This window comes from Ensifer sp. Root142, assembly GCF_001426785.1.
In the GTDB taxonomy this organism is placed as follows: Bacteria; Pseudomonadota; Alphaproteobacteria; order Rhizobiales; family Rhizobiaceae; genus Ensifer; species Ensifer canadensis.
On record NZ_LMFK01000034.1, the window covers coordinates 582013 to 608265 of the forward strand.

General features: G+C 60.5%; 23 protein-coding genes and 1 pseudogene. 7 read left to right on the top strand and 17 right to left on the bottom strand.

Translation table 11 applies throughout. From position 1 onward, the window contains the following. Window positions 1–9 precede the first annotated feature (9 nt). The 7 genes from ASD52_RS27460 to ASD52_RS27490 form a co-directional block, all read right to left on the bottom strand. Window positions 10–903, bottom strand: coding sequence for an ABC transporter permease (locus tag ASD52_RS27460; RefSeq protein ID WP_025430490.1), 894 nt, complete (start codon window positions 901–903; stop codon window positions 10–12). Continuing rightward, on the bottom strand, window positions 900–1937 hold the full coding sequence (locus tag ASD52_RS27465) for an ABC transporter permease (protein ID WP_025430491.1): 1038 nt from the start codon (window positions 1935–1937) through the stop codon (window positions 900–902). The genes ASD52_RS27460 and ASD52_RS27465 overlap by 4 nt, the downstream gene beginning before the upstream one ends. Continuing rightward, window positions 1934–3514, bottom strand: coding sequence for an ATP-binding cassette domain-containing protein (locus ASD52_RS27470; RefSeq protein ID WP_025430492.1), 1581 nt, complete (start codon window positions 3512–3514; stop codon window positions 1934–1936). The genes ASD52_RS27465 and ASD52_RS27470 overlap by 4 nt, the downstream gene beginning before the upstream one ends. Before the next feature lie 150 nt (window positions 3515–3664). Continuing rightward, the gene (locus ASD52_RS27475; RefSeq protein WP_025430493.1) at window positions 3665–4690 is read right to left on the bottom strand and encodes a BMP family ABC transporter substrate-binding protein; all 1026 of its coding nucleotides are present in this window, start codon (window positions 4688–4690) and stop codon (window positions 3665–3667) included. A 108-nt stretch (window positions 4691–4798) separates the two neighbouring features. Next, entirely contained in the window at window positions 4799–5119 is a 321-nt protein-coding gene (locus ASD52_RS27480) for an NIPSNAP family protein (RefSeq protein WP_057226103.1), read from the bottom strand. Between the two features lie 12 nt (window positions 5120–5131). After that, window positions 5132–6757, bottom strand: coding sequence for a choline dehydrogenase (locus tag ASD52_RS27485; protein WP_057216642.1), 1626 nt, complete (start codon window positions 6755–6757; stop codon window positions 5132–5134). 3 nt (window positions 6758–6760) lie between these two features. Continuing rightward, on the bottom strand, window positions 6761–7588 hold the full coding sequence (locus ASD52_RS27490) for a uracil-DNA glycosylase (protein WP_057226106.1): 828 nt from the start codon (window positions 7586–7588) through the stop codon (window positions 6761–6763). A 262-nt stretch (window positions 7589–7850) separates the two neighbouring features. Between ASD52_RS27490 and ASD52_RS27495 the strand changes: the two genes are divergently transcribed. The 3 genes from ASD52_RS27495 (at window position 7851) to ASD52_RS27505 (ending at window position 10585) form a co-directional block, all read left to right on the top strand. Next, entirely contained in the window at window positions 7851–8495 is a 645-nt protein-coding gene (locus ASD52_RS27495) for a TetR family transcriptional regulator C-terminal domain-containing protein (RefSeq protein ID WP_025430497.1), read from the top strand. A gap of 251 nt (window positions 8496–8746) precedes the next feature. Beyond that, window positions 8747–10306 (top strand): hypothetical protein, encoded by a 1560-nt coding sequence (locus tag ASD52_RS27500; protein WP_200954098.1) that lies wholly within the window; start codon window positions 8747–8749, stop codon window positions 10304–10306. Window positions 10307–10393: 87 nt separating this feature from the next. Continuing rightward, a complete protein-coding gene (locus ASD52_RS27505; protein ID WP_025430499.1) occupies window positions 10394–10585 on the top strand; it encodes a DUF6494 family protein in 192 nt (63 codons plus the stop codon). 328 nt (window positions 10586–10913) lie between these two features. Here ASD52_RS27505 and ASD52_RS27510 read toward each other — a convergent pair whose 3' ends face one another. Continuing rightward, window positions 10914–11339: a VOC family protein gene (locus ASD52_RS27510; RefSeq protein ID WP_057226110.1), complete on the bottom strand. Its 426-nt coding sequence runs from the start codon at window positions 11337–11339 to the stop codon at window positions 10914–10916. A 313-nt stretch (window positions 11340–11652) separates the two neighbouring features. On the opposite strand from ASD52_RS27510, the gene ASD52_RS27515 reads away from it, so the two are divergent. The 3 genes from ASD52_RS27515 to ASD52_RS27525 all read left to right on the top strand — a co-directional run bounded on the left by ASD52_RS27515 (window position 11653) and on the right by ASD52_RS27525 (window position 14115). Continuing rightward, window positions 11653–12054, top strand: coding sequence for a cupin domain-containing protein (locus tag ASD52_RS27515; protein WP_057226112.1), 402 nt, complete (start codon window positions 11653–11655; stop codon window positions 12052–12054). A gap of 46 nt (window positions 12055–12100) precedes the next feature. After that, window positions 12101–13420 (top strand): epoxide hydrolase, encoded by a 1320-nt coding sequence (locus tag ASD52_RS27520; protein WP_057226114.1) that lies wholly within the window; start codon window positions 12101–12103, stop codon window positions 13418–13420. A 269-nt stretch (window positions 13421–13689) separates the two neighbouring features. Further along, the gene (locus ASD52_RS27525; protein WP_057226116.1) at window positions 13690–14115 is read left to right on the top strand and encodes a pyridoxamine 5'-phosphate oxidase family protein; all 426 of its coding nucleotides are present in this window, start codon (window positions 13690–13692) and stop codon (window positions 14113–14115) included. A 25-nt stretch (window positions 14116–14140) separates the two neighbouring features. Here ASD52_RS27525 and ASD52_RS37850 read toward each other — a convergent pair. The 4 genes and pseudogenes from ASD52_RS37850 to ASD52_RS27540 all read right to left on the bottom strand — a co-directional run. Then, window positions 14141–14385, bottom strand: a pseudogene (locus tag ASD52_RS37850) (transposase domain-containing protein); the annotation flags it as partial. Window positions 14386–14467: 82 nt separating this feature from the next. Then, on the bottom strand, window positions 14468–14932 hold the full coding sequence (locus ASD52_RS27530; protein ID WP_057226118.1) for a hypothetical protein: 465 nt from the start codon (window positions 14930–14932) through the stop codon (window positions 14468–14470). A 147-nt stretch (window positions 14933–15079) separates the two neighbouring features. Next, window positions 15080–16663: a DHA2 family efflux MFS transporter permease subunit gene (locus tag ASD52_RS27535; RefSeq protein ID WP_057226120.1), complete on the bottom strand. Its 1584-nt coding sequence runs from the start codon at window positions 16661–16663 to the stop codon at window positions 15080–15082. Window positions 16664–16688: 25 nt separating this feature from the next. Beyond that, window positions 16689–17891, bottom strand: coding sequence for an HlyD family secretion protein (locus tag ASD52_RS27540; protein ID WP_057226122.1), 1203 nt, complete (start codon window positions 17889–17891; stop codon window positions 16689–16691). A 112-nt stretch (window positions 17892–18003) separates the two neighbouring features. On the opposite strand from ASD52_RS27540, the gene ASD52_RS27545 reads away from it, so the two are divergent. Further along, window positions 18004–18660 carry a TetR/AcrR family transcriptional regulator gene (locus ASD52_RS27545; RefSeq protein WP_057226124.1) on the top strand — a complete coding sequence of 219 codons (657 nt, stop codon included), beginning with the start codon at window positions 18004–18006 and terminating at the stop codon, window positions 18658–18660. 455 nt (window positions 18661–19115) lie between these two features. Here the strand turns inward: ASD52_RS27545 and ASD52_RS27550 are convergent, their stop codons facing one another. The 5 genes from ASD52_RS27550 to ASD52_RS27570 are packed head-to-tail and all read right to left on the bottom strand — an operon-like array spanning window position 19116 to window position 26093. Beyond that, entirely contained in the window at window positions 19116–19790 is a 675-nt protein-coding gene (locus ASD52_RS27550) for a hypothetical protein (RefSeq protein WP_057226126.1), read from the bottom strand. Window positions 19791–19806: 16 nt separating this feature from the next. After that, window positions 19807–20991 (bottom strand): hypothetical protein, encoded by a 1185-nt coding sequence (locus ASD52_RS27555; RefSeq protein WP_057226128.1) that lies wholly within the window; start codon window positions 20989–20991, stop codon window positions 19807–19809. 35 nt (window positions 20992–21026) lie between these two features. After that, a complete protein-coding gene (locus tag ASD52_RS27560; protein WP_057226129.1) occupies window positions 21027–21794 on the bottom strand; it encodes a TfuA-like protein in 768 nt (255 codons plus the stop codon). A gap of 8 nt (window positions 21795–21802) precedes the next feature. Then, entirely contained in the window at window positions 21803–23038 is a 1236-nt protein-coding gene (locus ASD52_RS27565) for a YcaO-like family protein (protein WP_244497526.1), read from the bottom strand. After that, on the bottom strand, window positions 23022–26093 hold the full coding sequence (locus tag ASD52_RS27570; RefSeq protein ID WP_057226131.1) for an AAA family ATPase: 3072 nt from the start codon (window positions 26091–26093) through the stop codon (window positions 23022–23024). Before ASD52_RS27570 ends, ASD52_RS27565 begins: the two co-directional genes overlap by 17 nt. Window positions 26094–26253: the final 160 nt, after the last annotated feature.

A 26253-nucleotide genomic window follows, 5' to 3' on the forward strand; every position in this document is an offset into this window, starting at 1 on the left:
GGTGCCTCCCTATTGATCCCTAAGCTCGGCGAAGGAACTGGCGGCCTTCGCACCGCCCCGCAGCTTGCCGGAGAGCCAGACGCCGAAGACGGTCGCGAGATAGGGCAACGCCTGCAGGAGATCGTGCGGGATCTTGTCGCCGAACATGAGCTGCGCCCGGATACCGAGCGCGCCGACGACGGCGAAGAAGAGCGCAGCGAAGGTGGCCCCCACCGGATGGGAAGCGCCGAAGATGACCGCGGCGAACGCCATAAATCCGCGACCCGCCGTCATGCCCTGGGCGAAGAATTGCAGGCTGCCGGCGGCAAGTTCCGCCCCACCGATTGCGCACAGCGCCCCGCCAATCGCCAGCGCCACGAGGCGCATGCGCGAGGGATTGGCCCCGACGCTGCGGGCAGCGAAGGGATGCTCGCCACAGGCGGCGAGCCGGAGACCGAAGCGCGTGCGACGCAGCAGCACCCACATGCCGAAGACCACGAACGGCATGGCGGCGACCGCGATCGACAGCACGCCATAGGCTCCGAAGGTGGGCCCGAGCTTCGGAATGCCGAACGGTGCGGTCACGCTCGCCTGGCTTCCGAAGATCGACTGAACGGCGAGCGCCGTGCCACCGACGCCAAGGCCTGTCAGGCCGAGGCCGGCGATGATCGGATTGGCCTTGAGCCTGTCGATGACGAACCAGAGGAGGACGGAGGCGAGCACGCAGATGAGGATGGCGATGAGCATGGCAGCGAGGATGGAATTGGTCAGGATGATGCCGACGATCGTGGCGCAGGCACCGATGATCATCAGGCCCTCGAGACCGAGGTTCCACACCCCTGCCCGCTGCGCAATGACGCCGGCGAGGGTGACATAGATCAGCGGCGTACCGGAACGCAGGATGGCGATGATGATCTCGTTCATGATGGGCGCCCTCCGAGACGCAGCACCTTGTCGACGAACTTCGACCTTGCCGTGATGAACAGCGCGATCGCCGCATTGATGATGTCGATCGCGGCCGCCGGCAGCCCGGCCATGATCGGCAGATAAAGCGCCGCCGAGGCAAGGCCGCCGAAGAACACCGCGGCTGCCGCAGTGCCGACCACGGAGAGATTGGCGACGAGCGCGATCAGGATCGCCGTGAAGCCGTGGGCAGGCAGGAACCCGGATGCGATGCGGCCGTTCGGCCCCATGAACTCGATGGTTCCGGCGAGACCCGCCAGTGCGCCCGAGATGATGAAGCTCGAAAGACCCAGTTTCCACAGCCGCGCGCCCTGCCACTCCACCATCGTGCCGTTGCGGCCGGCAAGGCTCGCAAGAACCCCGAAGGCCGTGCGGTTGACCAGGAGCCACATCAAAATGCCGACGGCGGCCGCGATGGCGATGATGGTTGGGGACAGGCCGAGCGAGTCCGAGATGCGGTAGGCCGCGTCGAGCGGGCGACTTGATGCCTGCTGACCGGATCCCGAAGGATCCTTGAGCGGTCCCGAGGTGACATAGACCAGAAGCAGGCCGGCCATGAAGTTGCCCATCAGCGTGGTGATCACCTCGTCAGTACCAGACCGTAATCTCAGGAGCCCCGGCCAGAGCGCCCAGAGGGCGCCGCCCAGCATGCCGGCGATGATGAGCGCCGGGATAACGAGGAAAGCCGGCCCGCCCTTGAACGCCTCGGCGGCGAACGCGGCGCAGATCGCGCCGACATAGAACTGGCCCTGGGCGCCGATGTTGAAGAAACCCGCCCGGAAGGAAATCCCGACGCCTACGGCCGTGACGAACAGTGGCAGCGCCCATCTGAGGCTCTGTTCGATCGCACCGCTGCGCAGGAAGGCGCCATCGACTACCGCCCAGAGCATGGCCCCCGCGTTGTAGCCGGCAAACTGGAACACCAGAGAGCACAGGATGAGCGCGAAGGCCACGAAGATCAGGCTGCGGGCAACCGTGATGAAACTGTCTTTCATGCGCTTACCCTCGCAGCCGCATCGGTCATGGCTGCGCCCACCGACGCGATGTCGAAGGGCGCGCGGAATTCGCCGTTCACACGCCCCGACAGCATCACCACCACACGGTCGGAGATGTCGAACAGCTCGTCGAGATCAGATGAAATCAAAAGGATGGCGGCACCGCGATCGCGCGCCTGCCGGAGCGCCTGCCACACGAAGGCGGTGGCACCGATGTCGAGACCACGCGTCGGCTGAGCCGCGATGATCAGCCTGGCATCGCGATCGACCTCGCGCGCAAGGATCACCTTCTGGGCATTGCCACCCGACAAGGACCCCGCCTTCTGCGCTGAATTGTGGTAGTGGACACTCCATTCCCTAAGCGACCGGTCGCAGGCTTCGCGCACCGCAGAGGGGCGGATCACCTTGAGCAGGCTTCCCTGCAGCAACTCCCTTGCGCTCCAGTTCTGCCAGAGCGAACTCGTGAGGCTGAGGCCTTCGACGTTGCGCTCGAAGGGAATGATCCTGAGACCAATCGCGCGACGGGCCACGAGCGGTTTGCCGGTCACGTCATGGCCTGCAAGCACGATCGATCCGCCGGCAAGATCGGCAAGGGCGGAAATCGCTCGCACCAGTGTCTTCTGTCCGTTACCCTCCACGCCGGCTATGCCGACGATTTCGCCTGGGCGAATGTCCAGATCGATGCCATCGAGCGCGATGCCCTCACTGTCCGGCCGTGTCGAGACGGTCTTCATGGACAGCACGCTCGGACCTCTAGCGTTCTCCGGATGACCTGCGCCCTCGCCTGCGGGCGATTTCGACCCGACCAGCGCGTCACGCTCATGCCGGTCGAGCGTCTTGGCAATCGCATCACCGACGATCAGGTTGGCGAGCCTCTCGGCCGAAACCTCGGCGATCGGAAGCGGTCCCTCGACCTTTCGGCCGCCGCGCAACACCGTTACCGTGTCGGCGATGCCGAGCACCTCACGGATCTTGTGCAGGATGAGGATGACGGTAACGCCGCGCTCCTTGAGACGACGGACGCGAGCAAACAGCATGTCTATGCCGGAAGGTGAGAGCACGGCGGTCGGCTCATCGAGAATGAGCACGCGCGCATCCATGACAAGCGCCCTTGCGATCTCGATGCCCTGCTGGGTCTCGATCGGCAGATCGCGGATCCGCCTGTTCAGATCAACTTGGACATCGAGACCGGCAAGATGCGTCCGCCATTTTTGCGCGAGCGCCTTGCGGCTGTAGATTCCGCCTTTGCCAGTGGCGCCGAACTCCATGGTCTCGGCAACGGTAAAGGACGGCGGCAGGGCAAAGCTCTGATGAACCAGCTCAACGCCCGCAGCCCGGCTCTGGCTGACCTGGCCGGTGCGGATTTCCTGGCCCATCACGTCGACCGCGCCGGCGGTCGGCTGAACAAGTCCCGCAGCGACGCGGGCGAAAGTTGTCTTGCCGGCGCCGTTCTGGCCCACGACCGCGTGGATCTGGCCGGGAACAAACGAAACGGCAACGTCCGACAGTGCAGTCACGTCTCCGAATTTCACGGTAACATCCCGGCACTCCAGCGCAGGCTTCGGAAGGTTGGACATCAAAAGGTTCCCATCGAGAGCGAAGGCTCACGGACCGTCAACAGGAAGGAAGACGATCCGCGAGCGTCCGGCGGCCCTCCCCGAAGGCAAAGGCCGATGCCGGTTTTTCGTCAAGGCTCCGGTGCCGACCCTGCGGCCGGCGCCGGAGGCTCAGAGTGTGGTATTGAATGGAACCTTGATGGAGCCATCAAGAATACCGGCACGCGCCTTTTCGACCTCGACAAGCGCTTCCTTCGCCCTGGCATTCAGCTCAGCCGGCCCCTGTTCCGCGAAGACCGGCGAGGGAATGAAGTCGATGACGCCGGTGCCAAGGCCCGTATGCTCGTGCGTGCCGCCCTTCCATTCAGGACCGACGGCCTTCGTTGCCTCGTTGTAGAGCGAGACGCCGAAATCGAGGCCGACGATGGAGATAAGCGACTTCGGACCGAGTGCGTACTGTCCCGGAGCAAGGCAGCTCACCATGCGGCCTTCCTTTTCGTTGGCTGCGGCGATAATGCCGCCGTCGGTGGCCGCCGCGTCCGTCTGAATGTAGTCGATGCCGTCATTGTACATCTGGGTAGCGATTTCCTGGCCCTTTGCAGGATCCTGAAACGAGCCGGCAAAAGCGGCGATGACGCTGGCGTCCGGCTTGATTGAGTGGACGCCGGCTTTGAACGCGTTGAAATCGGCGTTGAGCGGCGGGATCGAAACACCTCCGATGAAGCCTGTCTTGCCCGTCGTTGTCATCTTGGCCGCAAAGACGCCAGAGAGATAGCAGCCGAGATAGTAGTCGTAGGACACCGTGACTACGTTCGGGATCGCCGGCTCGAAGGGGTCGGCGAACAGCTGGATCCATTTGGTACCGGGATAGGACGGCGCCAGCGCCTTGAAGGGCTCGGCCACTTCGTTGAAGGTGGAGATGATGATCGCAGCACCTGCGTCGCCGAGCGTGCGGTAGATGGTCTCGTAGGTCGCGGGGTCCTGCGCGTAGACGGCGCGGTATTCAAAACCCTTCTCTTCCGACAGCTGCTTGAGCTTGGCGATCATCTGATCGACCGGGCCGTTGTCGCCGGCGGCCTGCGTGTGGACCAGTGCGACCAGCCCGCCGGACGCCCTGGCAAATTCGGGCACGATGCTGGCGGCAAGACCGAGCGCTGCGGCGCCCGCGCTCGCCTGCAGGAATGTGCGACGGTGCATTATGTGACGTGAAGCCTTGTCAGTCATGATCGTTCCCTCTTTTGTTGATTGTCTTGTGTCATGCGCATTCCGACACGCGCGGGCAATGCCGACGCGTGCCTGGTCGTCTCAAAGCGGCGGCGAATAGGGTGCAGGGTTCATGATCATCACCTCCTGCTTCTGGATCGCATCGAGCGCCCAGACCTCGGAGATGAATTTTTGCCAATCCGGATCGGCGTACATGGCCGACCGGCGCGCCTCGCGATCCGCAAGGCTGTCGTAGGCCCACATCAGAACGGTGGTGTGAAGCGTACCGAGTTCCGAAACGTAGAGGCCGACGAACGTGTTGAGATGGCGTTTCTGCACCGGGAGGCCGTCGGCCTCGTATTTCTTCATCCACTTGTCGACCGTGCCTGGTTTGAACGTATAGGTGCGGTGTTCGAGGATCATCGGATCACTCCCTTAGCTGTTCAGGATCAATTCGGCGCATTTCTCGCCGATCATGATGGCGGGCGCGTTGGTGTTGCCGCTCGAGATGATCGGCATGATCGAGGCGTCGGCGACACGCAGACCCCCGATGCCGTGCACCTTGAGCTGCGCATCCACCACCGCCATCGGATCGTTGCCCATCTTGGCGGTGCCAACAGGATGGAACGTCGTCATGGCCGTTGCGCGCAGCCAGCGGGTCAGCCCGGCATCGTCGAGCGCTTCCGGCCCGGGCGCCAGTTCCTTGCCGCGAAAGCGGTCGAATGCCTTCTGGCCGACGATGTCGCGCGTCAGCCGGATGCCGTCAATCATCGTGCGGATGTCAAAATCGGACTGGAGGTAGTTCGCCTGGATCTTCGGCTTGTCGGTCGGGTTCGCCGACCGCAGCGTAATTTCGCCGCGGCTCGCCGGATTGACGGGTCCGACGCGGATTGTGAAGCCGTGATCGGCCTCCACCGCCCGCTTCTTGGCGAAGGGATTGGGGAAATGCAGGTTGGCGGTCTTTTCCAGCGCTGGCATGAAATGCAGCTGGATATCGGGCGAGACGAGGCCCTCGTTCGAGCGAATGAAGGCACCCGCCTCGTAGGGAAACGTCGTCGTAACGCCCTCGCCAAACAGCATTCCTTGTGCGACGGCGGGAATGAGCTTGTCGGCGCGCAGGTCGCCGAACAGCGTCACCGGCTCGCGGCATTCCCAGCTCATGACGCAGTCGACGTGGTCCTGGAGGTTCTTGCCGACACCGGGAAGATCGAGCGTCGGCTTGATGCCGAGCGCACTCAGTTCGTCTGCCGGCCCGATGCCGGAAAGCAGCAGCGCCTTGGGCGAATTGACCACGCCTGCCGACAAGATGACTTCGCGCCCGGCACGCGCGATGCCCGGCCTGCCATCCTTCAAATATCCGACGCCGCATGCTCGGCCACCCTCGATGAGGACACGCGTCGTTTCGGCGCCCGTCAGCACGGTAAGGTTCTTTCGTCCGAGCGCCGGGCGCAGAAATGCCCAGGATGTGGACCAGCGCTTGCCCTTGCGAATGGTGAAATCGTAGCGGCCGAACCCTTCCTGGGTGGCGCCGTTGAAGTCGTCATTCTCTGGATAGCCGGCCTGCAGTCCCGCCTCGCAGAACACGTCCATCAGCGGATTGTGGCCACGGGCACGGCAGACGGTGAGTTCGCCGTCCGTGCTGTGAAACGCGTCATCGCGCTCGATGTGCGTCTCAGAGCGCCGGAAAGCCGGCAGCACGTCTTCATAGGACCAGCCGGGTGAACCGAGCTGCGCCCAGCGATCATAGTCGTGGCGATTGCCGCGCACGTAGATCATGCCGTTGATGGTCGAGGTCCCGCCGAGAACCTTGCCGCGCGGCCAATAGAGGGAGCGGCCGTTGAGATAGGGCTCCGGTTCCGTGTGATAGTGCCAGTTGTAGATGCCCGAATGGAAGAGCTTGCCCATCAGCATCGGTAACCGAAAAAGCGGATTGCGGTCCTTGCCACCAGCCTCGATCAAAAGCACGTGGTTGGCCGGGTTCTTCGACAGGCGGTTCGCAAGAACGCAACCGGCCGAACCCGCGCCAACGATGATAAAGTCATATTCCGGGGTAGACGCCATGGTTCACCATGCGATGGGACGGCCGCCCATCGCCTCCAGATAGAGATTGCAGAGAAGGAAGGGATTCTCCCGGCCAAGCACCTTGTCGGCGAAAGCGGGATGCTCTCGCTCGATGCAGGCGACATTGCCGGTGCGGCCCTCGCGAATGCCGGTTTGGGCGAAGATATCGGCCGCAGCCGCACCGAAACCGAGAAAGACGATCGGCTCGCCCCGCGCCAGAAGCATTTCGACCACACGCAGCATCAAGGGCCGCCAGAACGGAAGATGTCCGCGCGACTGATGCGGATCGATATCGACGCGAAAGCGGGAAAGCGTCAGGGATGCGTTGAGCAGCAGCACGCCCTCGCCCACCCAGCGGTCGGCGATTGCGTCTGGCGCCTCGAACGAGGCCGTCGGGTCGCACAACAGGCGCCGCACATCGGGCCAGCGACCGAAGTCTTCGCTAAGGCTCTCGTCACCGAGCCGCGCGGCCGCGATGAGCTGCATATAGGCGCGGATGCTCTTCGAGAACATCTTGTCCAGCTCGACCCACGCGGCAAGATTGCCGGCCTCGAAGGCTCGGCCCGTTGCGAAACCTGGCTCCGGATAGGGATCCTGACCGAGGATCATGCAGCGCACGCCGTCGGGAGCGATCCCATCGAAGGCCGCAAGAGCATGCGCACCCTTCGGCTGCCCGGGAAAGGTCTTGCCGCGACGCGCGGGAAAAATCGGCTCCCAGGATTCGAACTCGAGACCGGCGTCGACCCGATCGAAATCATCGCCGATTGGTCCGAGCGCATCCTGCCAGACATCAGGCAGATCGGCCTCCCAGCCGGCCAGCGTTTCCGCCATCGCCTCCCTCAGTCGTCCCGACATCACACCGCCCCTCCAACCTGCTGAACGAGAGACTAGACAAAAGCTGACCAAAGTGTCAACTTTCATGAACGCAAAAAAATGACTATGTCGTCAGGTTTTTTTGACCAGATCGTCAACTTTTTTTTGCAAAGGGCGATGCGCTTGCATTTTGCCGGAAAACTCGGAAATTGCGGAAACGGTCTCGCCGCCACGCATGATTGTCTGGTAGGGAGCGGCGGCGAGATGGAGGCGAGATCGCATGGCAAGGGCAGCACGAGATCCGGAGGAGCGTATCCGCGCACGCAATATGCGCCTCATTATCAAGGCCGGGATCGAGATATTCGCGCGTAAGGGCTTCGACGGCACACGCATCGCCGAGATCGCCGAGGCCTCGGGCCTGCCCAAGGCCAACGTCTATTACTACTTCTCCTCCAAGGAGGAGATCTACAAGGCCATCGTTACACACCTAATCGCCAGCTGGGACGACGCGCTGAAATACATCTCGCCCGAGCGCGAGCCAGCTGACGCCTTCCGCCTCTACATCAAGGCCAAGCTCGATTATACGCGTAAGAACACTGCGGAATCCCGGCTCTTTGCCAGCGAGATCATCCAGGGCGCCCGGTTTCTGAAGAAGAAGGATCGCGACCACATGCGCCAGGTCACGGATGCGCACGTGGCAGTCGTCGAGGGATGGATTGCGGCAGGAAAGATGCTTCCGGTCGATCCGCGCCACTTGTTCATCATGCTTTGGGCATCAACCCAATTCTACGCGGATTTCGAGCCCATCGCAGCCGACGGACTGAAGAAGGCGCGTTTGAAGGCAGAGGATTATGACACGGCGGCGACGACGATTACCGAGACGATCCTCAAGGGCATTCTTCCGGACCCGGCGCAACGTTCATGAATAAATCTAATATGAGCGGGCCTCAAACTTTGATTGCTCTCGAAAGAATTCAAACCGTCGGCACCCGCCATGTCACGCTACGGACATTAGTAGTTTGCGAGCTTCTTGCCGGTTGATCATGTGGCGTAGATATCAAATTATCCGGCAAGGCTTTGAAAGCGACGAGGGCCGATTGCTTGATTGTTTTTTCTCCAACGCTCCCCGGAAACGGCAGAATAACGGGTGTGTTCGTTAGCCCGGATAGCCATATCTTGGCCGTCGCGAGCTTGTTTCCGCTGCTTACAAATCCGCCAGGGCGTGCCGCCTATACCGGGCAAAGGTTGCGCCATCGGCTGGCCCTCTACCATCGCGGCGAGCGGCGGCCCTTTGCGGCCTTCGATATGCTGCGGCTGCCGATCAACGACATCAGCTTTCATCCGCACGAACCGGTCATCGCGATTGCGGCAGGCAGCTACGATGGCGGCTGGTTTTTTGAAGGCGAGCTGGTCGCTTGGAACTGGTCATCTGATCGGTCTTGGCCGCTGGCCGGGGGTCTGCCCGAGATTGAGCGCTGCAGCTTCAATGTCGCTGGCGATCGGCTCGATCTGCTGGTCAGGCCTTGGGACGAGGAGTGGGGCAGCGAAGAAAGTGAGGAAGATCCGTTTGACCGGCTCTACCCGGTGAACGTTGCTTACGAGGGGGCAGTCGGCAGTATCGCTGTCGAGATCGATCCGGCGACATGGATCGCGCGTCAGATGATCGATAGGCAGATGTCCGATCAAGATCGGCAATCGGCGATGGAACGGCAGCTGGCCATTTGGTTCGGCACCGATCGACTGGTGCAGCGAGGCGCAATCTGGGACGTCGCTTGGCTGGACAGCGGCCGGCTCGCCGCCGTCCATGACCTCTGCCTGCTCGAAATTTATGACCTGGAGAACGGCAGCGTCGTCTGCTTCTCCGGTGAGGGGTATGGCGCGCGCATCCTGCGATCGTCGCCGCCGATTGTCCAGATCGGACCGCCTGCCTCAGCGCTTGGCGAAGCACCGCGCTCGCGACTGCAGGTGCTCCGTGACGGGCACCTCGCGGAATTTGGTGCGTTCGAGGGCGTCTATACCTTTGTCTCCTCCCGCGACGGCCGGGTTCTGGGACGGCGCGACAGACATCCGGCGGGCTTTGGCCAAGCCGATGTTCTGATCGATATCGGCACCGGACAGGCCCGGTTTGTCGACCTCGGCCATTATGACTGTTTCAATCATCATATCGGCATCGATGGCGCGCCAGATCTCTACCTGCTCCAAGGCACGCCACCGACCTCACACAAGAAGAAGCGTCTCTGCCGCGTGCGACCGGACGGCACCGTCGAGGACTTGTGGCCGCTCCTGCCTGCCGACGGCAGCCACGCCAGTCATGCCATGGAATGCATCGGCTGCTACGTCGAGGACGACGCCGGTCGTGGTATCGTCGTGGCCGGCCGGCACTATCACCCGGATCCGCGTCAGGGCCATCATGGCTTCATCTACCGAAAGGCGATCGAGCGACCGGGCCGTGAGATCTGGCGTCATGCCACGGCTGCCGCCGCCAGTGCAGTGGTTCATGTTAGACCAATCGGACTGGTTGTTGCGGCGCTGCTCGACGGCACGATCCTCGTGCTCGACGCGGCAGCCGGTACTGTCGTGGCGAAGGCGCGTGCCGCCGTCAACGGGGTTGCGACGGTCATCTATTCGATGGATGCTTCAGACGCCTCGCTGGCTGTCGGAACGTTCGACGGATGCATCGCCGTCATTGCGCTCGACGATCTGTCGGCCGATGGCGGCATCCTGGAACTGGCCTGAGTCGTCCACACCGCGCGCCTCACGATCCTGCTTCCTTGACCGTTCGCCTTCCCTTACAATGCCTTCCGGACACAGAGGAGTTCCGCCATGAGCGAAGACGCCTTCAATTTATCCATCCGCAAGTTCTTGAAGGAAGTCGGCATCACCTCGCAGCGCAAGATCGAGGAGACGGTGCGCGAAGGGCAGACTGGCGAAAAGACGCTGAAGGTTCGCATGACGCTCACGGCGGAAGGCACCGACCTCAACCACGTGGTAAATGGCGAGATCGAGCTTCCGTAATACGCATCAAGCTCTCTACCGTGCGACGTCGCACCCCATTAATGCAATTTCGGATCATGGTCTCCACTCATTGCCCATCCGCATGGCAGTGGCCTTGCGTGTGCGGGGGGGGGCGCGAGTGTGCGCGACCTTTTCTGGTCAGGCCGGCCGTCTTGTTGATATGTCCGACCTTGCAACAAAAAGATGCCTCCCAATTGAGCGGCGCCTGAACGGATGCCGGGCGTCGGATACGCCGGGCGTGACACTGTTTGGGTTCAAGAGTCGGGCCGCGGCCACTGGATCATCGCTCTGAAAATCCGGTGGCCCGGTCAACGGTGATACCCGACGATCAAGCCTCGTCAGGTCCATTTCTGTACACGAGGAACTTGTTGCCTTCAGGGTCGCGAAAATATGCGCAGTACGGGCCGTCGGCGTGTTCCCCTCTCGGACCGGGAGCTCCTTCGTCAAAGCCGCCAGCCGCCAAAGCAACCGCATGGACCTCGTGAACCTGAGCACGAGACCGAGCTTCGAAGGCAACCATCCCGCCATTGCCGACGTTTGCCGGCGCGCCGTTGAAGGGGCTGATCACGCCGAATTCGAGCGCCTGGTGCCCGTAATAGACAGCCCTTCCGGGCTGCACCAGAACGCGGCCGATACCGAATACGCCGAGCAGCTTGTCATAGAAAGCCGCTGCAGCATCCAGGTCATTGGTGCCTACGGTCGAGTGACCCGGCAGCCCGCGGGGCTTGTCAGGCAGAGCTGTGATATCGTTCATTACGATCTTCCTCTTATGTTGCGCGCGGCCAGGGTGGTGACACCATCCTCAGCTCACAGAGGAGATCTGCGCGTTTCTTGTGTATCGCATTTTTCACAAATGCAGCCGGTGTGTTTCGACCTGTGTCAAACTGCCGGGCGGATACATCCTCATACAACTGCCCTTTGGAGCGATACGGACCCGGGACGTGAGCGGCGATACATGCCGTTACAAACGGCCCGTCGGGCGGACACATCGTCAATACACGAAAGCACTCAAATGGTGCCGCTGGCCTCAATGACGAAGGCTCGAACAATGCGGAAAGGAAGACCAGATGAAAATGTCTCATATCTCGGCGGGTGCGCTGCTGATCGTTGGAAGTGGATTGGCGCCACTTGCGGCCAACGCACAGCAACCGGGAATTCAGCGCACCGACCTTGTGCAGCACGATCTCAGCATACCCGCGCACGAGACCGTTCAGGCACGCGTCGATTTCGGGCCGGGCGCAATCTCCATCAAGCACTCTCATCCGGGCGAAGAGGTGGCCTATGTCCTCGAAGGCTCGCTGGAATACCAGCTCGAGGATAGAGCGCCGGTTACCCTTCATGCCGGAGAGGCCCTGTTCATTCCGGCCGGGGTGGCTCATCTCGCGAAGAATGTCGGCAGCGGCAAGGCATCGGAGCTCGCGACCTACATCGTCGAGAAAGGAACCCCGCTTGTCGTCCCGGTCAAGTGAGCGTTTCGACATGGATCCTCGAAAGCAGAGAGAAGGAAGTGTGAAAATGACCGCTGAGAAAACCGCCAACGCTTTTGCGCTGTCGCGCCGGGCTCTGCTCTTAAACGGAGCGGTGGCGGCAGCCCTTGCGGTGTCTCGCCCTGCTAGCGTCGTCGCCCAAGCGAACACCACGACGCCTTTGGAGGCCGACGAAGTTCGCCCCTTCCGCGTTGATGTCCCGGCGGCAGAGCTCGTCGATCTCAGACAGCGCCTTGCCGCGACACGCTGGCCAGACCCGGAAACGGTCGATGACCGCTCCCAGGGCGTACAACTGGCGAAGCTTCAGGCGCTGGTGCGCTACTGGGAGACGGACTACGATTGGCGCAAGGCAGAGGCGAAGCTTAATGCCTTGCCGCAGTTTCTGACTAATATCGACGGCCTCGACATTCACTTCATTCATGTGCGCTCGCGTCATGCGAACGCTTTGCCGCTCATCATGACCCACGGCTGGCCCGGTTCCGTTTTCGAATTGTTGCAAGTCATTGGCCCGCTGACCGATCCGACGGCGCATGGAGGGACGGCGGAAGATGCCTTCCATGTCGTGCTTCCGTCCATTCCAGGGTTCGGCTTTTCGGAAAAGCCCAAAGGTACCGGCTGGAACCCGGATCGCGTCGCTCGCGCCTGGGAGGTCCTGATGAAGCGCCTTGGATATGGAAACTACGTGTCACAGGGCGGCGATTGGGGCGCCATCATTTCCGATGCGATGGGCCGCCAGGCTCCTGCGGGTCTGCTCGGCATTCATGTGAACAGGATTGAGCGCTCGACCACCATCCCGCCGGAAGTTGCACGGGCGTTGAGAAGTGGTGATCCTGCACCGGCGAATTTGACCGCCGAGGAACGGGCAGTTTTTGACCAGGCCAGGGAGTTCCTCAGCAAGGGCTTTGGCTATGCGGCAATCATGGGAACGCGTCCACAAACCGTCGGGTATGGCCTTGCCGACTCGCCGGTTGGACTGGCAGCATGGTTCTATGACAAGCTCGCCGACTGGGTGTTCACACGCGATGAACCGGAACGCGCGTTGGGCCGCGACGAGATCCTTGACAACATCACGCTTTATTGGCTGACGAACACCGCGACCTCGAGCGGCCGGATCTATTGGGAAAGCAGCGCCGGCAACAGCAAGTTGGCTCCTATTGCGATCCCGGCGGCCGTGACGATATTCCCGGGAGAGGTTTACAGGCCGCCGAAGCACTGGGCGGCACGAGCGTACCACAACCTGATCTACTACAACCGAGTGGACAAGGGTGGACACTTCGCAGCGTGGGAAGAACCGGAGCTTTTCAGCGCCGAGTTGCGCGCGGCTTTCCGGCCATTGCGCCGACTCTAGCGCGTCGATTTGGAAGAAGCGCACGAGCCGGTGAATACGGCGACCTCCGCTGTCACCTTCACGCAGGCGGCCTTCGAGCGCAAATCCGAGAAGACCTATCCGATCTCGCGCTAAAGGATTTGGAAACGGCCATCGAGATTGTCCAGGTTGAGGAGGGAGCCGATGTCGCACCTTGCCCCCCTCCGGCGCTATGTCAGGCTTCAGGCGTGAGGATGCCGCGAATTCGCATCCTCTCAATACCCTCTACATTATCTCGGGGGACTTCAGCCATGGACAACGCTCAAGGCAAGAAAGTCATCTTGGAATTCTTGCGCCAGCACACCCTGGCGATGATCGCAACATCTCATGCAGACGGCAAGCCTGAAGCTGCGGCCATTGACTTTTCGGTGCGTGACAACCTCGAAATCGTGTTCGATACCTCCGAGCAGACCCGCAAGTTCGAGAACCTGTCAGATAGAACAAGCGTCGCACTTGTCGTCGGCTGGGACAAGAATATCACGGTTCAATATGAGGGCGACGCCATGAAGGTTTCCGCCTCCGAAATGCAGGAATACCAGAAAGCGCATCTTGAAAGCGTTCCAGTTGAGAGAGAGTTTGTCGAGAATGGTGCCGTCTTGTTTAAGGTCGTCCCTCGGTGGATGCGATATTCCGATTTCACCAAGGACCCTGTCGAACGTCTAGAGGTCCGCTTTTAGTGCCACGCGAGCGTGCGCTGACCAGCTATCTGCGGAAGAAATACAGTACGCGGTGCCAGACGCAGCATACGCGGTATCCCGATCGCACCTTGATCGGATAATTCCACCACAGGAGTTCGCCGATGTTGCTGCTTGTGGCCCGTTGACGATGGCGGTGAGTGTGCTGGTCAAGTAGGCCAAGGGATCGATGGCGTTGAGCTTGCAGGTCTCAATGAGCGTGGCGATAGTGGCTGAGCTTTCGGCCCCGGCGTCGTGCCCCGCGAAGAGTGCGGTCTAGCGCCATCGTCCGTTCATTCTGCCCATGTCGGCGATCACCGGTTTTGGCTGACACACAGCCAGGCGGATTTCCGGATTACTGCACCCGGTTCGGGCACAACGCCTTGTACTGGTCCAAGGCTACATCGTAGCCGGAGGCGCTCGAGCCGTCCAACGGCTCCCCGCCGCCTGCCTCGACCAGTAGGTATTCGGTGCTCATCCCGGTCGGATCATAGTCCGGGTTCGACCCTTTGAACTGGTAGCCTTGTCCATTGAGCGTGATGAACGTGCCGGTTTTGCAGTTGGCCGAGATTTCCGTCAGCAGCTCCACCTTCAGTTCGTCCGCGATGCACTTCGGCGTTACCTTCTGCACGTACTCCCGGCAAAAGGCGGTGGCATTCTCCCGCGTGTGTTTCGTGAATATTTTGGCGTGAGTCGTCCCGATGTTCGACTTCTTCACCACCGTCACCTCCATGCCGGCACGCGAGCCGTAATAGAGCGTCTCCGCCTTTGCCGCTGCGCTCATGGCGAGCAACAGCCCGATCGTCATGGCAATACGCATCATTTCCCCTGTGTAATTCCGCGTTGGAGCAACATCCACGATCAACCCTCCGTTGCGTACCTTCCCCCTTGTGCAGCGCGAAGCCCCTTGGGGCTCGGCGCTGGCAACATGACCGCTATCTTCAGAAAGATGGTTTTTGCGAGGGGCTCAATGAGCACCGGCGCCGCCTCCAGCGCCCGGCTTTTGGGTCAGCAACAAAGCAACCGCAGCGATTGCGAGCACGACCCCGATGACAGCGAAGGTGTCGCTGAAACCCAGAATGAGCGCCTGGCGTCGAACGACTTGGCCCAGAGCCGCGATCGCCTTGTGACTGGCAAGAACCGGGTCGGAAACGCCGTGCGCCATGAAGTAACTGGCAGTCTGGGAGAGACGGTCGCGGACCTCCTCCCGGGCAAGGGTCACCGACTGGCCGATGATGTTCGAATGGAACTGCTCGCGCTTCGTAAGGATCGTGCCGAGCGATGCCGTGCCGATGGCGCCGCCGAGGTTGCGCAGCATGTTGGACAGCCCAGAGGCCGCAGCGGCGTCGGACGGAGCAATGCCAGCCGTGGTGATGGCGGTGATCGGCGTCAGCACCAGCGCCTGTCCGATCGCACGCACGATGTTGGGGATCCAGAACTGATCGCCGGCACTGTCCGCCGAAAGGGTAATGTTCATGAAGCAGCTGATTGCAAAGATCGAGATGCCGAGGAAACCGATGTAACGGACGTCGAACCGTTTCATCAGGACAGGGACAAGCGGAATGAGCAGCAACTGCGGCAAACCCGTCCAAGCCAGGACGTTGCCGATCTGCTCGGCGTTGTATCGCTGCACCTGGCCCAAATATTGCGGCAGAATATAAACGCTTCCGAAAAGCGCGACACCGACGAGCATATTGACGGCAACGCCGATCCCGAAATTGCGCTGTGTCAGCAGACGCAGGTTCACCAGCGGCTTCTTCACGGTGAGTTCAATCCAGATGAAAGCGGCAAGGAAAACGAAGGCGATGATGCTGAGCTTGACGATGAATGGAGAGGAGAACCAATCCTCCTTGTTGCCTTCCTCAAGCACGGTCTGAAAAGCGGCGAGCCCGACGGTCATCGCAATGATTCCTGCCCAGTCACCTTCCTTCAAGAGGTGGAGCTGCATCGGCTGCTTGTCGAGCGTCAGGGCAAGGGCAACGACCATGAGGGCGCTCGGTACGGCGTTGATGAAAAAGATAGACTGCCAACCGTAGTTTTCGGTCAGATAGCCGCCGATCGTCGGGCCGATTGCCGGGGCAAACGTGACCGATAGCGCAAAGAACGCCAGGCCGAGCGGCTGCTGCGTCTTCGGAAGCTTGGTCAGTACCATGGTAAACGCCATGGGAATCAGAACCCCACCGGCAAAGCCCTGCAGCCCTCGCAGGAGGATCATCGTTCCAAGGTCGTGAGCAAAGGCACAGGCAATCGAAAACAACGGGAAGAGAACGGAGTTTACCAGAATGTATCGGCGGAACGAGAAGACGCTGCTGAAATAGGCCGTCAAGGGAATGACGACGATTTCGCCGATCAGGTAGGAGGTGGAGATCCAGGCGCCATTGTCGATGCCGGTACCAATGCCGCCCTCGATATCGAGCAATGAGGCATTGGTAATCTGGATGTTGAGAATGGCCATGAACGCGCCGATCATGCCGGCGAGTACGGCGATCCAATCCCTGGTGCTGGCCCGCGGCTGCGAGGCGACTGTGGTGGTTGAAATCTCGGAGGACATGGATGCAATCTCCTCACCTTTCCCATCAAACCCGGTTGCCCTGAGAGGCAGCCTTGGTGTCGATACTCGGCTGCACCGACATGCCGGGGCGAAGATCGCCGGAAGCAGCGCTCTTGCCGTCAAGCACGATTTTGACCGGGATACGCTGGACGACCTTTGTGAAGTTGCCCGTGGCGTTATCAGGCGGAAGCAGAGCAAACTCCTGGCCACTTGCCGGCGCGATGCTGTCGACACGGCCATGATAGGTGCGGCCGGGGAACATATCGACTTCGAGATCGACAGTTTGACCGGCATGCACGTCGGTCAACTGTGTTTCCTTGTAATTGGCGATCACATAGACCGCCGTGATTGGCACAATCGACATCAACTGCGTGCCGGCCTGAACATATTGGCCGACCCTTAGCGTGCGGTTGCCCACCGAGCCGTCAACAGGCGCGAGGATGGTCGCATAGGAAAGATCGAGTTCGGCCTGGCGTTGAAGGGCCAGGCCACGGGCAAGAGCGGCCTTTGCCTGGGCAACCTCGGCGTTCAAAAGATCAATCTGTTTGATCGCGGCGTCGAGAACGGCGCTGTCGCGTGCGACGGCGGCCCTGGCTACCCCGATCTGCGAGGCTGCCTGCTCAGCGGTCCGCACTGGGCCATATCCTGTGGTCGCAAGATTCGAATAGCGCTTGTCGTTCTGTTGCGCGAAGGTCTCATTGGCCTTGTCGACGTCGACGGTCGCGCGTGCTGCGGCGATCGTCGATTGCTGGATGTCGAGGGCGGCTTCCTTGGCAGAAAGCGTAGCCTCGGCGGCAGCCACATCAGCTTTCGCCTGGTCGAGCGCGGATCTGAAATCGCGATCGTCGATTCTTGCAAGCGGTTGACCAGCGATGACCGTTTGGTTGTCGCTGACAAGCACTTCGGTGATATGACCGGACACCTTGGGAGCGATCGTGCTGGAGTCGGCCTTCACATAGGCGTCATCCGTTGACACGTGGAAGCGGCCAACCGTCCAATAGTCATGGCCGAAATAGCCTCCGGCGGCAATCAACGCGAGCGCGGTTGCGCCGATGAGCAGAGAGCGGCCCGAGCGTTTGCCGGCCGTCCTTGCTTCAGCGGCCGACCCGGCCAGCTCTGCGACGCGTGGCGGCTTGCCGGCATCGAGCGTTGCTGGCACCGCTTCCGCAACCGCATCAGCGGCGGAGGGGACGTTGTTATTCAAGGCATGCAGCTTATTGCCAGGCATTGTTATTCTCCGGAACAGGTCGCGAAGGCTACGGCCTCTGTTAATTGGAAATTTGATGTTTTCCAAAATACGCGCTATAAAATCGAAGTCAACGGAAATTTGGAAACTCCCTATGGTCCAAAATCACAAAATCGAGAAGAGATCGCGAGGCCGGCCCCAGGTCCGGTGCGACGAGGACACCAGGAATGTCATCATCGAGGCCGCAAACAAGCAGTTCCACGAGAACGGATACGCAGCAGCCAGCATTGCGGCGATCGCGCAAGAGGCGGGAGTCTCGACCAAAACGCTCTACAGGCTTTTCCCGACGAAGGCCGACGTCTTTTCGGACCTGATTTCCGATCGTATCGCACGCTTCCTGTTGGCGCTGGATGTGAGCACGCTTGCGACGACGGACCTGCGGCAGGGTCTCGAGCGGATGCTGACGGCCTATGGCATGCTGACGCTCTCCGACGATACCATCACCATCACGCGCCTTGTCATCGGCGAGTCCGACCGCTTCCCGGAGATCGCAACCTCCTTTTATGAGCAGGCGATCGTCAAGACCAACAACTTGATGGAGGATTGGTTGCGCAAGCAGGCCGATCGCGGCGCCCTTGCGCTTGCAGATCCGCATGCAGCTTGCGGGATGCTTCGCGGGATGATGGTCATGGAACCCCAGCGGGCCGCCATGCTGCGTCAGAAACCGGCGCCCCGCATCGAAGAGATTGCCGCGCGCGCGCGGATGTGCGCGGATTTGTTTCTAAAGGGTGCTGCGACTGCTCGATCTTGACAGTATGTTACCGGCGTTGCGCTCCCACGATCCGGTCGAGTCGAAATCGTTGTCCCAGGACTCCAGCATGGCGGGCCGTGTGCACAAGCCAGCATCGAGCTGATCGATCGTGAGAGCAGCCAATGCCAGCCGCACCGAGTTCGGCGCATCCACAGGACGGCGAAGGTTGTCGAGGGGGCAGCGCAATGTCGCGTCTGGCTGCAACAGTAACCCCAACGCCATTCCCGCCGAAGTGATGGCAAGCGGCACGGCGCACGGCTATTTGAGGGACGTGCGCGACACGATCGAGCGCCGCCTGCGGGAGCTGGCGGAGGGCTTGCGACCACGCACGGCTGTGCGGCAAGGATCGACCATCAGCGCCGCTATCCGCCGCTCATCATCGCAGCGGCCGAACGGATCGCGCCGGCTCACGTACAAAGTGGTTTCTCCGTCCTTGTGGGCGCTCCGCCGCCAAATTAATAGTCCCGTTGCCGTTGTGGAGCCAACGCCATCGTCTGCGCATAGGCGAGCGGCGAGCGGTTGCCCGGCAGGTTTTCGTCCAGCACCAGCGTTTTGAGATCGTCGGCGCGGATGTCGAGAGATATGGCACGTTCGAGCTTGTCGATCGACCAAACGGCGTAACCGAATTTCGGGTCAAATCCACAATCGCAGCCGCAATCGCCTTTGGCGATTTTCGTCGGTCTTTCAGATAGGCACATGATCTGCGGTTTTGGCAGCTTGTAGCAATGCCCCTCATACGCATAGCCATAAATCACGCCAATGCTGTTTATATAATCTACATCACCACTCAAACTAACAGGAAGGAAACTATAAGATTTTCCATCAAATACGGCTATTGTTATCCCACCACCGACAACCCCGGAGCTCTTCATTATATACTCTATAATCTGCTCGATTAGTCTTGTGATATCATCAATAATTGATTTATCATCAATATTTTTTATCTTGTCATCAATCTCAGACAGCATTCTTCTTATTTTTTCATCTTTATTTTGTGTATCATAAAACTTAGCAGGTCGTCCATACAACCTAATATCTCCTGGTCGGTAGGCCTTATATTCAATTATATCTTTTAGATCTTCCAGGTCTTTTTCGTCTCCAACAACAGGATTAACATAGCAATCACTCATCTTTCCCTCCTATGGCTCATCTCGAACCGATGATTTCACGCCACGCAAAATTCTCTTCCAGCAGTTCGGCAACCGCCCCGTCCGCTGCGGCAATGACGGCGTTTGCCGCTTGGTCGAGGCGCAGCGTGTTCGGATCAAGCGTTCTCAATGCGGTAGCAAGCGCCGCGCCCACAGCGTCGCGTGCAGCGGTCAGTGCCAGCTTGAAATACAGCGGCTTGATGCTGAATGCGTCCGCCGTCGCCTGACGAAATGTATCGAATTCGTCCCGCGCCAGTTCCCGGATATCAACATCCAGAAGCCGGCTGTCGGCGCAGCCATTTGCAACCAGGTCCCGATGGTAAATCGCAACGATACTATCGAAGATGGCGCCGACGAACGGCAGCGCGCGGTCGTGCACTTCGTGGGTCACTGCGGACATTTGCCGGAAATTGGTCGCCAGGCGGATCTGCCTCTCGGGGCTGGTTTCCGCAAAGCGGTTCAGTTCGTTGTAGAGCAGCAGATTGCCTCTCGTTCGCCGCAGAAGCCGGTCAATCGCAGAATCGAAATGCAGGAACGAGATCAGCGAAACACAGTCGGAAAAAGCTTCGGAGAACGAAAAGAAGTCACCGTCGGGCGATATCGCGGTTGGCACGTCTGTCTCCGACAGCATTATGAGGTGCCCGACTTCGTGCGCGATCGTGTCAAAATTCAACGCATAGGGTCGCAGTACGCCGTCGACGTCGGACCAGCCGAGTTCCAGAAAGCCATAGCCCGCCTGCGCATTGTCCCAATCGACAAATGGAACGATTTCAAGCCTGGGAAAGGTTTGATCGAAGAACCAATCGATCGGCCGCCCGAGATAACTCTGCCAGATGTCGAGAACGAAACGCACGCAGGCGTAGGCGTGGACGGCGAGAAATGGCCGGGAGGTCGGATCGATGTTGTCGAAGTGGCGATCCGGGCCTGGCCTCACCGGCGCACGCCTTGCCCCATCGAATGGCGGCAAACCCGCTAGACCGTAGGGCTGCTTCTCATAGAGCGGATCAGCGACATACATGGAAAGGTCGCTGGGGCCCTCGCCGATTCCGTCACGCGGTATCGACAGCCACACACGATCGGGCTGTTCGTATCCGGGAATGAAGGGCGGCTGGGGATAAATCCAGAAACGCGTGCCGAGACGCGCAGTTTCAGAGTCGAGGGCATCGTCCCGAAGCAGACGCATCGCACAATTGCCCCTCTCGATTGAAAATCCGGCAATTAAGGATTCAATTTATAAGTGTTTACTAATTTTGAGTCAATGCCGCCCGCCTCAAGGTCCCGAACAAAGGTGTTCGTCGCAACCCACGAGATGCTTGCACGCGTTGCCTTTCGTTTCCCCGCGATGGCTCGCGCGCTTCGTAGCGCCAGTAGCGCGTCCAGTCTTTTTTGTCTCACCATCTCATTCCGCAGCTCTTTGAGCCTCTCCGCCTGACACCCCGCAGCACGCAAGATCGCTTCCAACTTACGCTCTCGAAAGTTCATGTTTCGCGCGATTGTTGTCAGCAAATCGCGCTCGGCAGCCGTTATGAAATTCCCGCGCATCAAGCTGGCGAACGTCCGCTGCAGATCTACCAATGAGTCCGTCAATGGAAGGAAGCCAAGCTCCGGCGGCCCCGAATGAACGGCGACCGCATCATCGGGAGCGAGCCGCCAACGCCGATACCACCTGTAGATCAGGCCCACGCCGATCATTCCGAATTCGTCGAGTTCCGCCGCTCTGAGTGCGCCCATGCTCGCAGCGCCGATCACGACGATCCCCTGCGCCATCGCCCAGAGGATTTCCTTGTGTCGGACAGCCGGCCTGTCTTCGAATTGGCCGTCGATCAAGACCATTGCACGCGGGCGGAATGCGTGGGCGGCGAGCAGAATGTCGCCTTGCGCGACGGGCTGCAGGTAGATGGCGTCGAGAACTGGCTCCGCCTCGGCCAACCGAAGGGTCGGACCAAGAAACACCAGGATCGGACTTTCCTCACTCGCATCGACCATGTGGACACTCAACGCAAAATCGAAAAAGGAAGAGCTCCGGCAAGGATGGCCCTTATGCACTGAACTCCCGTTTCAGCGTCCGCTCCGACGGGCACTACCAATATGGGCCCCAGCCCGGCGGATGTGACCGCGTCGACAAGCGATCCGAGATCTGAGATTTCGGGCGCTTCGATTGCCGAGGGTGGCGTCCCGAATGCGCCACCAAGAATGAGCTGGCGGGCCTTCTCAACGACAGCATCGGTGCTTCGTCTATAATGCGCCCGGGTTTGATCGTCGCGTGCACCCGATATTGCCCCTGCGCGTGCTGACAAGGCTTCGAGCATTGCGCTTGACGCCGCCGCCTCGACGCTCGGCCCCGCCGCGTAGCCCTCAGTTGGAAGAGCAAGGATGGGCTCGCCCCGGCCCGTCTCGATCGTCTGGCACCAGACGACTGGAACTTTTGCCGGCGAAGGGGCAAGCCAAAGGCCAATGGATATGCCGTGCTTGCCGGCGACGGACAGTATGTGATCAACGCTGTCACCCAGCCCGAATGGCGAAATTCGCATTCGATCGAAGAAGCCGTGGGTGGCGAAAGCGCGCGCGACGGCGTCGCGTTCGATGCATTCGAACAGTCCATGCAGAAACGCGCCGACGACGGTCATGTGACAGGCAAGACCCGTGGTCGTACGCGTGAACAAGCCATCGTGGGCGGGCGGCGGATCCGTGTAGCAGGTGTGAACAAGTTCCAGGGGAACCGGCTGCGTCCGACCTGTCGCCACATCGATGCCGGTGATCCACGGTATCGTCGTTTCCCGCCAGGTCCCCCGGCGGCCAGGCACCAGAAGATTTTCAAACAGGCCCCCAGCGATCTTGAGCTCATCGGCCGTGGCGAGAAACACCCGCTCCGGCGGGATGGCTTCGGCGTAGAAGCGCTCTAGCGATTCCATGATCGCCCCCACTGCCGCGCTCGCCGTGGCAAGTCCTCGCCCGAGCGAAGTGACTTCTGACAGGGCGGCGGGGCGAACGGACTGCACCACCGGCAGCCCGATCCGATCAAGGCCGGTCAGATCACCGAGCCGGGTTATGCGGGCGCGCCGACAGAGCGGCAGAATTGTGCGCAGGCATCGATCGTCCACTTCGGGACCTGCGAGTTGCGACAGGGGCTCTCCAAGGTCCGCAACGATGCGGCCGCGAAGGGTTGCGAGCATCCCACTGGGGTTTGACGGATCCGTGTTGCGGCCTGTCGGTTCAAAGCTCAACGACAACGCCAAGCTCCTGGATTGAATGTCTCGCCCGCCTCACAAGCGCCTTCGCTCCCTGGCTCTCGGCAATTTCCACCGCCGAGCGCATGTCGGCGACAATTGGCTCCGTGGTGGTGTTGCCCCGCGCATGAAGAACAGCGCGTCGGCGGTAAAGCTCGGCAAGCCAATAGGCATGACCGGTTTCCCTGGCCTTTTCGATCGCGTCATTCGTGACCTCGATCGCCGGCTCGTATTTGTCCGCAAGCCCGAGCAGAGTGGCGTGCATGTAGAGATAGATCGGCAGATCTGCGACGGCGCCAAGGTTTTGCAAGAGCGACAGCCCCTCGCGAAACATCGTGTGCCCGCTCGTGAGGCTCTCGCCATGAGCGCGAGCCCACCCGCCGAAGAGCAGCGACAGACCAGACAGCGACTGCATCTCATGTGTCTTCGCGAAGTTCGCCATTCTTTCGGAAATTTCGATGAGACGCCCATAGTCATCCCGGTAAAAGGCGGACACCGCTTCCGTATCAAGTGAATGCGCCTTGCTCGGCACATGGGATATCCGATCAACGAAAGCGACCATCTTCGTCAGAGCCGCGTTCGATGCTTTCGATTGTCCCGTCAGCCACAGCGAAAGTGCGAGTTGCCCGAGACCGCAAACCTTGGCGTCATGGCCGCCAAACAACATTCGGCTGGTTTTCGCCGACTGCTCATCATAAAGCGCAAGGCCCGCCTTGATTGCATCCTGGGTTTCCTGATGATGGCCGAGATTAAACTCGATCGCCCAGATGCAGTGGTTGACCTGGAGCTGTATTTCCGAATCTTCGGCTTCCGCCAGCATGGCCTGCACCTGCAGTGCGCGATCTCGCATGATGCGAAAATCCGATCCCGTGAGCCACCAGCCCCAATAGATCGGAAACCACTTGGTTTGATCTTCCATCGGCTGTCGGCGAGCGATGGCCACGCCATCTTCATAGAGCTTGCGTGCCGGCGGCGCGTTCAGTCCCAGAAGGCCGGTCAGAATCGGTCCGAGCGAAGTCAGCGCCGATAGCTGCAAGGGTTCGACCGCATGCCCTTGGCCGATTTGGTCGCAAAGCGCCAAAGCGTGCTCCAAATAGTTGCGCGCCTCGACCATCGCCGACCGGCTCGAGCTTTCCTTACCCGCCGAAATGTAGAGATCGATTGCGCTTTCCATGAACCCGGCCCGTTCCGCATGCTCGGCCAATGTTCCGGTGTCGATCCAGGGCGCCATTTGGCGGTTTTGGCTAACAGCGCCGAACAGCCGGCGATGCAATGCCTGCCGCTGCCTTCGCAGCAGCCCGTTGTAGATCGTTTCCTGAATCAAAACGTGCCGGAAACCATAGGTCGTATGCCCCGGCGCCCGGATCCTCATCAGGAACCCCGTATCGCACAGGGTATCAGCGGCCTTGGCCAAAGACTTCTTGCCAAAACCCGGCAGCAGCGCGCGAAGCAGTGATAGGGTAAACCAGGAACCAGCAATTGCGCCCGCTCGCGCCACATCCCTGGCCGGACCCAGGTGCTTGACACGCGCATCGAGTATTCCCTCGAATGCGGATACATGGGTGGGTCCAACGTTTTCCGATAGGCTCATCGTATCCGTCGCAACATTCTGCGAGACCCATTGGCAGATTTCCTCGATAAAGAGCGGTACGCCGCCGGATATTCTCTCGGTAATGTCATAGAGTTCAGGAAGCATAGCCTGCCTGTGCTCCGGCCACCTTGCTTCTATGGCCAGTCGTGTTTCGTCACGATCAAGGGGGAGCAGCGTCAGACGCGTGGGGTTGGCTGCATCCAGCCAATCCGCCGCAAAACCGAGACGCGAGGTCACGACGAGGAGAATCGGAAGTTGGCGCGCAACTCGCGCGGCCTCCGCCAGCAGATCCTGGGAGGTCGGATCGATCCAATGAATGTCTTCGATGGCCAGGACGACCGGCCCATTCGCGCACAACGCTTCGAGTGCGCGAAACACTGCGCGCAGAGCCTTTTCCCGGATGGCCTTGGGACCGTTGTCGGCAAGCCGTTGATTTCGTCCCAGCGCACCCAGCAAGTATGCGAACGTTTCAATCGTTTCTGCGTCGCGTATGCCGTTTCGTTCGAAAAGGGCTGCCACAGCGGAAGCCGTCAGACCCGGCTGACCGTCCTGTCCTGACATTACGCCCATAAAGCTGTTCAACAGGGGATGCAGCGTCGAGCGATGCCCTCCGGGCAGGCACTGGAAGAAGAACAGCCCTGATCGCCGGTCGCGAGTCTTCTTGCGGACTTCGCGCAAAAGGCGCGACTTTCCGATGCCCGCGTCTCCCTCGATCAGGAGTACTTCGCCCCCCTCGGCGGGAATCCTTTCCCAACAGGCGGCGATCATGCTCAGCTCGCTTTCGCGACCAATGAACGGGCCGCCAAGGCTTCCGAACGCGTAGAACCTGTCGACCTCGATCTTGTGCCCGAGTGCACGCCAAACCTTCTCCGGCACGGTGAAGCCCTTGAGCGTCTTGACGCCTTCGAACACGAAGGCATGCGACCTGCCGGCCAGGTTGCGTGTGTCCTCAGAAACAAAGACGCTGTCTGGTGCGGCGATCTCTTCCAGACGGGTGGCTATGGCCAGTGCCGCACTCGTAACCGGTTGCCCCTTCCCCTCGTCCGTCTCCTGGATCAGCGCGATGGATGTGGCAATCCCGACACGAACGTGCACGTCGTCGCGCCCAGCTTCCCGGCCAACGCGCGCGCAACCTTCGACGATCCCGAGGCCTGCGCGAATGGCGAGCGACGCCGCATCCTTCTCACCGACCTCAATCGGGAAAAGCGCCACGCCTCCATCTCCGGCCTCAAGTTGCACGACGCCGGAATGGGAGATTATCGCCTGTTTCGCCGCATTCTGAAACGCTGAGATCAGTTCCTGGTAATCCTCTATATCCAGCAGGGAAAGAAGCCTGGTCGACCCGACAAGATCATAACAGAGGGCGGTGATGATCCGCCGCTCGCCACCATACAGGGAGGCGCGCGCCTTGTGACGCGAAGCTTTCGTCGGTTGTCGTAGTCCGTTGACCCGACTTTCGCGCAGCATTCGCCACTCCTGCCGCTTCGCGTGTATGGACGCAAATTCCCCTAAATAATTATAGCATAGGCGGGCGGTGTTAATAGGCGCAGGGAATTAGGGCGGTCTAATTTAGCTCGAACAAACGCTTTTGGTTGCCAGTTCACTCGGGGGACATCAGACGAGCGCC